The organism is Macellibacteroides fermentans (assembly GCF_013409575.1).
GTDB classification, from domain to species: Bacteria; Bacteroidota; Bacteroidia; order Bacteroidales; family Tannerellaceae; genus Macellibacteroides; species Macellibacteroides fermentans.
On the sequence record NZ_JACCCY010000001.1, the window covers coordinates 55419 to 69442 of the forward strand.

At 40.4% G+C, this 14024-nt stretch carries 10 protein-coding genes; all 10 read left to right on the forward strand.

Features of this window, described 5'->3' with window-relative positions; genetic code table 11:
* Positions 1-64: 64 nt before the first annotated feature.
* On the forward strand, positions 65-2932 hold the full coding sequence (locus F5613_RS00215; RefSeq protein WP_179398230.1) for a PD-(D/E)XK nuclease family protein: 2868 nt from the start codon (positions 65-67) through the stop codon (positions 2930-2932).
* A gap of 59 nt (positions 2933-2991) precedes the next feature.
* Complete coding sequence (gene rfbA / locus F5613_RS00220; protein ID WP_179398231.1) at positions 2992-3876, forward strand: glucose-1-phosphate thymidylyltransferase RfbA; 885 nt, start codon at positions 2992-2994, stop codon at positions 3874-3876.
* A 241-nt stretch (positions 3877-4117) separates the two neighbouring features.
* Positions 4118-5254 carry an OmpA family protein gene (locus F5613_RS00225; protein ID WP_179398232.1) on the forward strand — a complete coding sequence of 379 codons (1137 nt, stop codon included), beginning with the start codon at positions 4118-4120 and terminating at the stop codon, positions 5252-5254.
* A 97-nt stretch (positions 5255-5351) separates the two neighbouring features.
* The gene (locus tag F5613_RS00230; RefSeq protein WP_079683023.1) at positions 5352-6749 is read left to right on the forward strand and encodes an undecaprenyl-phosphate glucose phosphotransferase; all 1398 of its coding nucleotides are present in this window, start codon (positions 5352-5354) and stop codon (positions 6747-6749) included.
* Positions 6750-6817: 68 nt separating this feature from the next.
* Positions 6818-7246, forward strand: a complete 429-nt coding sequence (ruvX, locus tag F5613_RS00235; protein WP_079683022.1) for a Holliday junction resolvase RuvX — start codon at positions 6818-6820, stop codon at positions 7244-7246.
* Complete coding sequence (gene def / locus F5613_RS00240; protein ID WP_179398233.1) at positions 7243-7800, forward strand: peptide deformylase; 558 nt, start codon at positions 7243-7245, stop codon at positions 7798-7800. Before ruvX ends, def begins: the two co-directional genes overlap by 4 nt.
* Positions 7801-7822: 22 nt before the next feature.
* On the forward strand, positions 7823-9370 hold the full coding sequence (locus tag F5613_RS00245) for an acyl-CoA carboxylase subunit beta (protein WP_179398234.1): 1548 nt from the start codon (positions 7823-7825) through the stop codon (positions 9368-9370).
* Positions 9371-9437: 67 nt separating this feature from the next.
* Complete coding sequence (locus F5613_RS00250) at positions 9438-9758, forward strand: acetyl-CoA carboxylase biotin carboxyl carrier protein subunit (RefSeq protein WP_068183970.1); 321 nt, start codon at positions 9438-9440, stop codon at positions 9756-9758.
* 43 nt (positions 9759-9801) lie between these two features.
* Complete coding sequence (locus tag F5613_RS00255; RefSeq protein ID WP_179398235.1) at positions 9802-11916, forward strand: tetratricopeptide repeat protein; 2115 nt, start codon at positions 9802-9804, stop codon at positions 11914-11916.
* A 135-nt stretch (positions 11917-12051) separates the two neighbouring features.
* A complete protein-coding gene (gene thrS / locus F5613_RS00260; RefSeq protein ID WP_179398236.1) occupies positions 12052-14007 on the forward strand; it encodes a threonine--tRNA ligase in 1956 nt (651 codons plus the stop codon).
* Positions 14008-14024: the final 17 nt, after the last annotated feature.

Here is a 14024-nt window from a genome sequence, read left to right on the forward strand (position 1 = left end):
ATGAAGGTTAACCAACTTTTTTAAGTATGTTTGTATATTAAATCAGATAATTGATACTACTAATATGACCCCATTTTTATATAAGGTTGCATCGTGCTTTTATGATACTTATGGTACGGAAATAAACGAGTTGGCTTTTGTTTTCCCGAATAGGAGAGCCGGACTTTTCTTCCAAAAGTATTTATCCGAAATTGCGCAAAAACCGATTTTCTCACCGCTTACGCTCACCATCAGTGATTTGTTTACTCAGCTCAGCGGAAAACAATCGGCCGACAGAATCAGCATGCTTTTTTCATTGTACACTATTTATATTGAAAAAAGCGGATCGCAGGAGTCGTTCGACGAATTTCTTTATTGGGGAGAGATGTTGTTGAATGACTTTGATGACATTGATAAATACATGGTAAATGCAGCCAAACTGTTTTCGAATGTAACAGATTTACGTGAGATCGAGTCAGATTTTAGTTTTCTCGATGCCGAACAGATAGCAGCCATTCGTTCGTTTTGGTCCTCATTCTATCCGGTGAATGATTCTCCTAACCAGAAAGAATTCTTGCATGTATGGCAACTTTTGTTTTCACTTTATGAAAGTCTCAGAGAAAAGTTGGCACACGAGGGGAAAGGCTACGAAGGTATGATATTCAGGGATGTGGCAGAATCTGCTGCAGAAGATAGCTTAAACCTGCCTTATAAAAAGATTGTTTTTGTGGGGCTAAATGCCCTTACCAAAGCCGAAGAGTCTTTTTTAGGTTATCTGAGAGATAAAGGGGTGGCCGATTTCTACTGGGATTATGCTTCTCCCATGGTGATGGATGCAGATAATAAGGCTTCCTTCTTTGTAAGAAGGAACCAGCAGCTTTTTCCTTCTCAATATGTGCTGCCTCTGGATGAAATTGATCAGCCCCGGATTGAGGTGATAGGTATTCCATCCGGTATCGGACAGGCAAAGCATGTGCATACCATCCTTTCCGAACTTTGTGAAAGTGAAGATTTTGGGGCTCCTGAAGCATTTAAGACGGCCGTGATTCTTCCGGATGAAACGTTGCTTATTCCGGTATTAAATGCAATTCCCCAAAACATTAAGAAGATAAATGTTACCATGGGATATCCATTGGCCGGAACTCCGGTAGCCTCTTTGATGGACTATATACTGGCATTGCAAAAGAACATACGTTTCCAGGATGGAAAGGCTCTGTTTTACTTCCGGGATGTATTGTCTATTTTGAATCACCGGTATATTAATACGTCATCGCCGGACATCGTAAGCGAATTGATCCGCACGATTACAGGGAATAATAAAGTATATATCGAGTCGGCCGAGCTTAGCCGAAACAGCCTTCTTTCTATTCTGTTTTATCCTGTTACCGGAACCGATGCATTCTCTGAATATATTATCCATATACTGGAAGAGCTGAATAAAGTATTGTCGTCTGATAATGACGACGAAAACGAAGGCGAATTTCAGCGGACCCACGATCTGGAGCAGGAATTTATCTTTCATTATTTCGCAACCGTAAACCGAATGCAGGAGGTGATGAAGGATGCCGGAATAGAAATGACGGTTAATACTTTCTACCGCCTGTTAAGAAGGCTTACCGATACGATAACGATTCCTTTTCATGGAGAACCTCTTTCGGGTTTACAGATTATGGGGGTGTTGGAAACGCGCGCATTGGATTTCGACCGGATCATCATTCTTTCAGTAAACGAGGGCATTTATCCAACCAGAAAAGGGGCAAACTCATTTATTCCATATAATTTACGTAAAGGATTCGGTTTGCCTACTTACGAACATCAGGATAGTGTTTGGGCCTATCATTTCTATCGTTTGATATATCGCTCAAAGCAGGTCAGCTTACTTTATGATACGCGGAGCAACGGTCTTCAAACCGGCGAAGTGAGCCGGTTTGTTTATCAACTTCGTTACCATTACGAAATGGACATCAAGCAAAGTCTGCTGGTATACAACGTTTCATCTTCTAAAACTCCGGCTATCTGTGTGCCTAAAACCCCCAAGGTGGCCGAATTGTTGGCTCAATACAAAAAGGGAGGAAGAAAAGCCATTTCCGCCAGTGCAGTAAATACCTATCTGGATTGTCCGTTGAAATTTTATTTTACAGTCCTTGAAGGATTGGAAGAAGAGGAGGAGGTGAGTGAAACTATTGAAAGTAATGTGTTTGGTAGTTTGCTCCATAAAGTAATGGAGGTATTGTATGAACCCTTCAGAGGTAAGATGGTTACTGCAGATCTGCTTGATAAAATTGTGAAAGATAAAGAGTTGCTAACGCAGACCATTGCAAAGGCTTTTGCCGAAATCTTCTTTAAATCGGCAACTGTTCGTCCCCTTTCCGGTCAGAACTTTCTGATCGGTGAAATGATTCGCAAATATGTAATCAAGGTCCTGGAGCGAGATAGCAAGTTAACTCCATTTATATATATTGAATCGGAAAAAAAAGTGTATGCCGAATTTATTCTTAATTCGGATGAAACAATTCAACTTAAAGGTTTTATTGATCGCATAGATGAAGTTAAGGGAAGTCTCCGTATAATTGACTACAAGAGCGGAAGCGGTACATCTGTCTTTACAACGGTTGACAGCCTCTTTGACAAATCGCTGAAAGACAGGCCTAAGGCTGTTATGCAGGTTTGTTTGTACTCGTGGATGTATGGATTAACAGATCCAAATAAAAGTATTCAACCCGGTATATATTATATGAGAAATCTGTTTTCTGATGCGTTTGACAGTGCGGTCTATCAGAAACCTGCCAAAGAGAAAATACCATTAAGTGAATTCGCCTCTATTCGGGATAACTTTGCGGAAGAACTGGGTAAATGCCTTTGCGAGATATTTGATTACACCATTCCTTTCCGACAGACTGAAACTGAAAATGCCTGTATGTACTGTGCTTTTACCGGAATTTGTGGCAAATGATTGGTCATTTATCTTATAATTATGTATGTTTGCAGTTATAAATTAAAAAAAGAAAAAGGATGAAAGGAATTGTTTTGGCTGGAGGTTCGGGAACCCGTTTGTATCCTATTACAAAGGGTGTATCCAAGCAGTTGCTGCCGATATATGATAAACCGATGGTTTATTATCCTGTTTCAGTGCTTATGTTGGCCGGTATAAGAGAAATTCTTATAATATCAACCCCCCAGGATTTACCTGGATTCAAGCGTTTGCTTGGAGATGGTTCTGATTTTGGCGTAAAATTTGAATATGCCGAACAACCTTCACCCGATGGCCTTGCCCAGGCATTTATCATTGGGGCAGATTTTATAGGCAACGACAGTGTTTGTCTGGTCTTAGGAGATAATATCTTCTATGGTCAAAGCTTTACGCGTATGCTTCAGAGTGCGGTTAAGGATGCAGAAGAAGCTAATAAAGCCACTGTATTTGGATATTACGTAAACGACCCTGAACGATACGGAGTGGCTGCCTTCGATAAAGATGGTAATGTTATCAGTATAGAAGAGAAGCCAGCTCATCCCAAATCGAACTATGCAGTAGTGGGACTTTATTTTTATCCGAATAAAGTTGTCGAGGTCGCCCGTAACTGCAAACCCTCTGCAAGGGGAGAGCTTGAGATAACAACTGTTAATCAGGAATTCCTTGATCAGCAAATGCTTAAAGTGCAGTTGTTAGGCCGCGGATTTGCCTGGCTGGATACCGGCACGCACGATTCCCTTTTTGAAGCCTCTTCCTTTGTTGAAGTAATTGAAAAACGTCAGGGATTGAAAATTGCATGTCTGGAAGAGATTGCCTATAAAAATGGTTGGATAACCGATAAAAAACTTGAAGAGGTGGCTCAACCGATGAGAAAAAATCAATATGGTGATTATCTTTTAAAATTATTAGACAGAAATATACATTAAATTGTAAAATATTGATTATCTTTGTGAACTTTGAAGTTTTGACGTGATTGCCTAATTCTCTTTTTAATAGGCTTTTATGTGTTTTTTATTTACTTAAAATTCATATTTAAGCATCAATTAAAACAAAATTGTATAAACAATTATAGGTTTAATTTGTTTTAATTAAGTAAAAGAGTTAATTTGGTTTTTTAATTTTTATATGAAATTAGGTAGTTGATTGTTTAATTAAAAGTTTAACAAAATGAAAACGAAGGTTTTTCTTCTAGCAATTTTTGCAGGTTTTGTATTGTCTTCTAATGCACAGGAATTTAAATCACAGGTTGGTTCCAGCAAAGAGGCCGGATATAAAACAGATTTTAAGAAAAATAAATTTGGTGATAACTGGTTTATTTCAATTGCAGGGGGCGCAAGTATGCTTCTAGGTGATCAAAATGATAATGCAGATTTCGCAAATCGCCTTAACTTTGCTCCTCAGGTGTCTTTTGGTAAATGGTTTAGTCCTTATTTAGGTTTCCGTACTCAGTTAAATGGTGGTGTACTTCACGGTTTTCAGAATGTACAACCATTTATGCAACACAACAAATATATCGCTGCTCATGTCGATTTGTTGTGGGATGTTACTAACTTCTGGGGAAAGTATGATGAAGCAAAAGGATTCCGTTTGATTCCTTGGGTAGGTATGGGTTATGCTAACAGATTCAAAAATCAAGGTTTGTCCCGCTCAGAGTCTCCTACGCTTAATGCCGGTTTGTTAACAGCGATTCGTTTGAGCAATCGTGTTGACTTGAACTTCGAAGCTCAGGGTTCACTGCTTCAGGAGCATTTCAACCGTGTACAGGAAGGTCATACTTCGGATGGTATTCTTCAGCTTACTGCAGGTTTGACATTTAAGTTGGGCAAGTCTAACTTTGAAGTGCTTGAGCCAATGGATTATGCTTTGTTAAATGATTTGAACGGCCAGATTAACAACCTGCGTGCTGAAAATCAGGAATTGGCAAAACGTCCTAAATCTTGTCCTGAATGTCCGGAACCAGTTGCTCCTGTTGTAACAAACAATGTAGTAGACAACGTAGTTTATTTCCGTTTGAACAGTGCTAAGGTAGACAAGAATCAGCAGATTAATATCTACAACACTTCAGAGTTTGTTAAAGAATATGGTACAGCTGTAAAGGTTATCGGTTATGCCGACAAGAAGACAGGTACTTCAAACTACAACCTGAAGCTTTCTGAAAAACGTGCGAGAGCGGTTGCGAAAGAGTTGATGGACAAATACGGAATTTCTTCTGATAAGATTACAATTGAGTGGAAAGGTAGTGACGAACAACCTTACAACGAAAACAATTGGAACCGTGTTGTTATCATGAGAGCTGAAAAGTAATAAAAATTGATAAATAGAATAAGAAGGTTGCACAATAATGTGCAACCTTTTTTGTTATATTAATATTACATTTTCTGTTTGAAGAACTGACTATTTTATGGAACTCAACAAAAAACAGGCATACCTGATTCAGTGGCTTATTGGCATGGGAGATTTGATTGTAGTCAATCTGGTCTTTTTTGTAACTCTGTATATAACACCTGAGTTTTTTGTACAACCCATCTTTTATAAGATCAGAGAGGTTGTTTTGTTGTTAAATTTCTGTTACCTGTTTTCCTTATCCTTTGCCCCATTGCAACTGCATGAGTCGGTCATCTTTATCGAAAAGATTGCGCAACGATCTTTTTTACTTATCACTATCCATCTGTTGCTTTTTATTACCTGTCTCTTATTCCTTAATCTGGGTGATTCACTCGCAACATTCCTTGTTATATATTACGTTGCATCGGTATTGATTTTCACAACCTGGCGGATAATGGTCCGGGTTCTGCTAAAGTTCTACAGACGTAAGGGGCATAATTCAAAAAAAGTCGTTATAGTTGGAGCCGGAAAGAACGGTCTGGACCTGTTTCAGGTAATGAAGAATGATTTAGCTTATGGTTTTGATGTGGCAGGTTTTTTTGATGATAATGTTTCTTTGCGTTATTCCCTACCTAATTACTTGGGAATGACTCACGAAGTGGAAGATTATGTGAGTGAGCACGAGGTAGATGAGATATATTGTACACTTCCCGGAACGCAAGATGCCAAAATCTTGAGAATGATGAATTTTGCGGAAAAGAATATGATCCGGTTTTACATAGTGCCCGAACTGTATAGAAATGTAAAAAAAAGTCTTGTACTTGAAATGATAGAGTCTATACCCTTGCTGACAGTGAGGAACGAACCACTCCAATTTGCCTATAACCGGGCGTTGAAAAGGTCTTTTGATATTGTTTTTTCTTTTCTGGTACTTATAACCCTTTTCCCTGTTCTATATATTATTATTGGAATTTGCATAAAATTATCCTCAAGGGGGCCTGTATTATTTAAACAGGTACGCACCGGTATGTATGGCCAGGATTTTTATTGTTATAAATTCCGTACAATGAAAGTGAATGCCGAGGCCGATTTGCTGCAGGCGGTAAAAGACGACCCGCGTAAAACCAAAGTCGGAGATTTCTTGCGCAGAACCAACCTGGATGAATTTCCTCAATTTATTAACGTATTGTTTGGCGATATGTCTGTTGTAGGTCCGCGTCCTCATATGCTCAAGCATACAGAGCTCTATTCTTTTCTAATAGATAAATATATGATACGCCATTTAGTTAAACCCGGTGTAACCGGTTGGGCGCAGGTCACAGGCTACAGAGGTGAAACCAAAACCCTCGAACAAATGGAAGGCCGTGTAAAAAGAGACGTATGGTATCTTGAAAACTGGAGCTTTTTCTTAGATCTTAAGATTATTGTACTTACCGTAGTTAACATGTTTAAAGGCGAAAAAAACGCCTATTGATTTATTTGCTGCACACTTTTTGAGTATTTGTGTAACTGCATTCCGATTTTGTTATATCTTTGCAGCCGATGGGAAGAATTCTGGCTATAGATTATGGGCGCAAAAGAAGTGGATTGGCTGTTACAGATACATTACAGCTTATAGCCACGGGGTTGACTACCGTTCCGAGTGGTGAGTTGGTGAAGTATCTTTCCGACTATGTCTCGAAGGAACCCGTAGATTTATTTGTTGTAGGATTGCCTAAGCAGATGAACAATGAGCTGTCGGAAAATATGATACATATTGAAGCTTTTGTAAAACATCTCAAAAGAATTATTCCAACTATTCCCGTTGTGTTTTCGGACGAACGCTTTACATCCGTATTGGCTCATAGAGCCATGCTGGAAGGTGGCTTAAAAAAGAAAAAAAGACAAGATAAAGGCTTGGTTGATGAAATTAGTGCTGTAATTATCTTGCAAGATTATTTAGAAAGTAACAAATATCAGTTTAAGTTATGATTTTACCCGTATTTTTATATGGACAGGCCGTGTTACGTCAGAAGGCCGAAGATGTTGCAAAAGATTATCCTGAAATTATAAAACTAGTCGCCGATATGTATGATACGATGTATCATGCAGATGGGGTTGGACTGGCTGCTCCTCAGATAGGTTTGTCAATACGTCTGCTTGTTATTGATGCAAATGTATTGGGTGATGATTTCCCGGAATGCGTAGGTTTTAAAAGAACGATGATTAATCCGGATATTATTGAAAGGAGTGAAGAGGAGATTCTTTTAGAAGAAGGCTGCCTTAGTATTCCGGGTATAAGTGAAAAAGTATCCAGAGCCAAAGTTATAAAGGTGAAATATCTGGATGAAGACTTTGTTGAACACGAGGAAACCATAGACGGTTTTGCTGCCCGCGTAGTGCAGCACGAGTGCGAACATTTGGAAGGTAAAGTTTTTATTGACAATATATCGGCCATACGCCGTCAATTAAATAAAGGAAAAATCAATAGTATTCTCAAAGGAACAGTAAAATGTTCTTACAGAGCTAAAGCTGTTGGTAAATAAATGTTTCATTTAATTTATTAATATGACATCATTAAGTAAAAACATTCAGGATCTTCGGGAACGTAAAGCTCTTGTAGAGATGGGTGGTGGTGAAGCTGCGATTGAAAAGCAGGTTGCGATGGGTAAATTAACCGCTCGCGAACGAATCATTACCTTATTGGATAAGAATTCTTTTCATGAATACGACTTGTTCGTTGACCATGACGGCCGTGATTTTGGCATGGAAAATAAAGTGTTGCATGGAGATGGAGTAATTACCGGTACCGGTACCATTTTTGGCGCACCTATTTGTATCTACGCTCAGGACTTTACAGTTGCAGGTGGATCTTTAGGATTAAAGCACGCACGTAAGATCACTAAAATCATGGATCACGCCTTGAAAATGAAGTGCCCAATCATTGGAATCAATGACTCGGGTGGTGCTCGTATTCAGGAAGGGGTAGGGGCTTTGGCTGGCTACGGAGAAATTTTTTATCGCAATACAATCTGTTCGGGGGTAATTCCTCAGATTTCTTTAATCTTAGGCCCATGTGCCGGAGGTGCAGTATATTCTCCAGCATTAACAGACTTCGTATTTGTGGTAGAAAATATTTCTAAGATGTTTATTACCGGTCCGAATGTAATTAAAACAGTTTTAGGCGAAGATATTTCAATGGAGGACCTTGGCGGTGCCCGCGTACATGCCGAAATTACAGGTAATGCCCATTTTTATGCACAGAGCGAGCTTGAATGTTTTGACCAAATCAAGAAACTGGTAAGCCTTATTCCATGGAATAACATGGAACGTGCAAAATCTATCGAACCAAAAGAACCTTCTGCAAAATTAAACATCGAACAGGTTGTTCCTGCAGATCCTAAGAAACCTTATGATGTACGCGATGTTATTAAGTGTATTGTTGACGACTCTGACTTCCTTGAAATTCAGGAGCTTTGGGCTGCAAACATTGTAATAGGATTTGGTCGTATGGGTGGCGAAACAGTTGGTTTCGTAGCTAATCAGCCTATGGTGTTGGCCGGTGTGCTTGATTGCGACAGCTCAGACAAGGCTGCTCGTTTTATCCGCTTCTGCGATGCCTTTAATATTCCTATTATTACACTAGAAGATATGCCTGGTTATCTGCCTGGAGTTGACCAGGAGCATGCCGGTGTGATTCGTCACGGTGCTAAGGTATTGTATGCTTATTCTGAAGCTACTGTTCCTAAGGTTACCGTAATCTTGCGTAAAGCATATGGTGGTGGTTACATTGCCATGAATTCACGTCACCTTGGTGCCGACTTTATGTTTGCATGGCCAAGTGCCGAGATTGCCGTAATGGGTCCGGAAGGTGCTGCCAATATAATTTTCAGAAAAGAGATTATGGAAGCAGAAGACCAGGATGCAATGCGTCAGGAAAAAGTGAAAGAGTATATTGAGAAGTTTGCCAATCCATATGTGGCGGCATCCAAAGGCTTTATTGACTCTGTAATTGAGCCAAAGGAAACACGTTCGTTGCTACTACATGCATTGAAACTGTCTGTATTGAAGAGCGAAGACCGTCCTGCAAAAAAACACGGAATACCTCCGTTCTGATCAATAAATATAAGAGCTGGCCTGTTGCCGGCTCTTATGAAATATATCTTTCATTAAACTGAATAAAATGGAAAAGAATGAATATGTTGATTTTGTAGTTACAGCACGTAAATACAAAACATTATTAACAAATAAATATTTAGCTCGCGAAGTTTGGCAGAAGCCTTTTCCGGGTGATGTTATTTCTAAACTTCCAGGAACCATTATTCGTGTAGATGTAGAGCAGGGACAAGAGGTTAAAGCCGGCGAATTGCTTCTAATACATGAAGCTATGAAAATGCAAAATCGAATAGTTGCTCCAGTGTCTGGTGTTATCATTGAGATGCATGTTCAGGAAGGAGAAAAAATCAGTAAGAATCATTTGATGCTAAAAATAGAACCTAAGTGAGATAAATTACTTATTTTTGCCTTTCAAACTTATGCAATTTAGGATGAAAAAGGCAATACTGTTTTTACTGATACAATTATGTTCACTTTCGCTGGTCGCTCAGATAAATACTGACAGGGTACTTGCTATTGGGAGGAATGCATTATATTTTGAAGATTATGTACTTTCTATTCAATATTTTAATCAGGTTATCAGATCGAAGCCATGGTTGGCAGAACCCTATTTTTACAGGGCGATAGCGAAAGTGAATTTAGATGATTTCAAGGGGGCCGAAGAAGACTGTACTTTATGTCTTGAGCGGAACCCTTTTTTAGTACAGGCCTACTACTGCCGGGGTATTGCAAGGCAAAGTCAGGATAATTACGAAGGTGCCATTGCCGATTATACAAAAGGACTTGAGTTTAAGCCCGAAGACCGTCAGATGCTTGTTAACAAGGCGGTTGCAAATATTCAGATGAAAAACTTCAAGGCTGCTGAGACTGAATTCGATAAACTTATGAAGCTCTTCCCTAAATATACGGTCAACTACCTGACCCGTGGTGCTATGTATCTTGAAAAGGGCGATTCTATCAAAGCGTTGGCCGACTATAATAAAGCCATTGAACTTGATCCCTACTACGCCCAGGCTTATGGCAACAGAGCGTTGTTGCATTATCAGATGAATAAACTTCCGCAGGCCTTGGATGATCTAAACGAAGCTATCCGTCTCGAAACCAGAGAAGGGGGATATTATATAAACCGTGGATTGGTGAAATACCAGCTGAATGACCTCAGAGGGGCCATGGCCGACTATGATCAGGTGATCTGGATGGATAGTCAGAATCTGATTGCCCGTTTTAATCGGGGATTACTCCGCTTTCAGGTTGGTGATAACAACCGGGCAATCGAAGACTTTGATGTAGTAATTGAACTGGAACCCGATAACTATATGGCATATTACAACCGGGCCTTGTTGTTTATGGAAACGGGTAATTATAGGGGAGCTATAGCCGACTTTAATGTTGTGTTGGAGCAATATCCAAACTTTCTGCCGGGTTATTACAGCCGATCAGAGGCAAAACGCAAGTTAAGGGATGAGAAGGGGGCCGATAGAGATTATTGGACAGCCTTTGAAATGGAGCAGAAGATGAAGAAAGACAAATCGGCTGCCAAACCAAACAACGCTGCAGTTGCACAGAATGGTTCAGGTACGCAGACCGATAACGAAGAAAATACCCGCGAAAAATCGGATAAAAATATAAATAAGTTCAACAGACTTGTAGTATACGACAAAGAAGAGGAGCGCAAGAGCAAGTATCAGAGCGAAGTCAGAGGTCGTGTTCAGGATCGCCATGTACGTGTAGACCTGGAGCCGCTGTTCGTTCTTACATACTATGAAAAGGCAGAGCAGGTAAAGAAGATCGTGTATTACGACAAGATGATCGAGTCTTATAATTCAAAAATGCTGCTTCCAAGGAAATTGCTTGTTACAAATGAAGAGGCAGCCCTTACCGAAGCGCAGATTGGAATGCATTTTGCATCCATTAACGACTATTCTGCCAAGCTGGCCGCAAATCCGAATCTTGCCAATGCATACTTTGGCAGAGCGCTTGATTATATGCTGGTGCAGGACTTTGCCGAAGCAATTGAAGACTTTAATAAAGTGATCGAACTGGATCCCTCTTTTGCCATGGCCTATTTTAACAGAGCTGTTGTCCGTTACAAGCGTCTCGAATACGAGCTTTCGCAGACGGACACCTACAGCAGTCAGGAGCAAAATAACAGTCTTAACCTCAGTACAGCCTCTAAACAGCAGAGCCTTGTCGCACCATCGGCCGATGCTTCAACGGCTAAGTTGAAAGATAACAAACGTGCTTACGAACATGAACTGATTGTCCGCGACTATGATAAAGTTATCCAACTTAATCCGGGTTATGTATACGCCTATTTCAACAGGGGTAACCTGCGGTGTGTACAGCGCGATTTCAGAGCCGCTATCGAAGACTATAATGAAGCTATAAGACGTGATCCGGAATTTGCGGAAGCCTATTTTAACAGAGGACTTACGCGATTGTCTTTAGGAGATACCGATCGGGGTATTGCCGACTTGAGTAAGGCTGGCGAACTTGGAATTATAAATTCGTATAGCATTATAAAGCGGATGACAAGTAACCAGTAAATTCGTTGTTTGATAATAAGATGTTCCAATTTTAATTTTATTACAGTTGGATAATGAAGATTTTAGGTAAATAGTTAATAATTTAAAAAAAGAATGCTACCTTTGCATCCTAGTTTGAAAATGAATGTGCAGAATATGATAAAGATTACATTTCCGGATGATTCCGTAAGAGAATATGCTGAAGGAACAACTGCGATGCAAATTGCAGAAAGCATCAGTTCCCGTTTGGCACAGGATGTGTTGGCTGCCAGCGTTAATGGAGAGATATGGGATTTAACGAGACCTATTACTTCGGATTCGGCAGTTAAATTGTTTAAGTGGGATGACGCAGAAGGAAAGCATGCTTTCTGGCATTCCAGTGCTCACCTTATGGCCGAAGCGCTTCAGGAGCTGTTTCCCGGTACCAAGTTTGGTATAGGTCCGGCGATAGAGAACGGATTTTACTATGATGTAGATCCCGAAACACCAATTAAAGATAGCGATTTTCCGGCTATCGAAGCTAAAATGCTGGAATTGGTTGCGCGCAAGGAGAGTATTAAAAGAGAAAGTATCTCCAAAGAAGATGCCATCAAAATGTTTGGCGATCGGGGAGAAACCTATAAAACAGAGCTGATCGGCGAATTGGCAGACGGTACGATTACCACCTACACACAAGGTAACTTTACCGACTTGTGTCGCGGACCGCATTTACCAAACACGTCTTACATTAAGGCTGTTAAGATATTGAGCGTTGCCGGTGCCTATTGGAGAGGTGACGAAAAACGTAAACAGCTGGTTCGTCTCTACGGTATCACCTTCCCTAAGAAGAAGATGCTTGATGAGTATCTGGCTCTATTGGAAGAGGCTAAGAAGCGTGACCACCGTAAGTTGGGTAAAGAACTTGAATTGTTTACCTTCTCTCAGGCAGTTGGACAGGGATTACCTTTGTGGTTGCCCCGTGGAACGCAATTGCGTATGCGCCTGGAAGACTTCCTGAAACGTATTCAGAAGCGTTACGGTTACCAGCAGGTAATTACTCCGCATATCGGACAGAAGGAATTATATATTACCTCTGGTCACTATGCAAAATATGGAAAAGATTCATTCCAGCCTATCCATACACCGCAGGATGGCGAAGAGTTCTTGCTAAAGCCAATGAACTGTCCGCATCACTGCGAAATTTTCAAAGCATTTCCACGTTCTTACAAGGATCTGCCTATTCGTTTTGCAGAGTTCGGTACGGTATATCGTTACGAGCAAAGCGGCGAGTTGCATGGATTGACTCGGGTTCGTGGATTTACGCAGGATGATGCCCACCTGTTTTGCCGTCCGGATCAGCTGAAGGATGAGTTCCTAAAAGTGATGGATATTATATTCATAATTTTCAAAGCACTCGACTTCGAGAATTTTGAAGCACAGATTTCATTGAGAGATCCCAATAATAAAGAAAAATATATCGGTTCTGACGAGAACTGGGACAAAGCAGAACGAGCTATTGTTGAAGCATGTCAGGAAAAGGGTCTTAAGGCTAAAGTAGAACTTGGCGAAGCTGCATTCTACGGACCAAAGCTCGACTTTATGGTTAAAGACGCCATTGGCCGTCGCTGGCAGCTTGGAACGATCCAGGTTGACTATAACCTGCCCGAGCGCTTTGAACTAGAATATACCGGAGATGATAACAAGAAACACCGTCCTGTTATGATTCACCGTGCTCCGTTCGGTTCTATGGAGCGATTTGTTGCAGTTCTTATCGAGCACACTGGAGGTAAATTCCCCTTGTGGCTTACACCAGACCAGGTGGTAATCATGCCTATCAGCGAGAAGTTCAACGAATATGCTTATAAGGTATCTTCTATGCTTGAAGATCAGGATATAAGAGTCCTTGTTGATGATAGAAATGAGAAAATTGGCCGTAAGATACGTGACAATGAATTGAAGCGCATCCCATATATGCTGGTTGTGGGAGAGAAAGAAGCAGAAAATGATGAAGTTTCTGTAAGAAAACAGGGCGAAGGTGATAAAGGTTCGATGAATATTACTACCTTTGCATCGCTTTTGAATGCAGAAGTGGAAGAAATGATGAACCACTGGCAAAAGAAAGAAGGTAAATAACTAATAAGGAGGAGAAT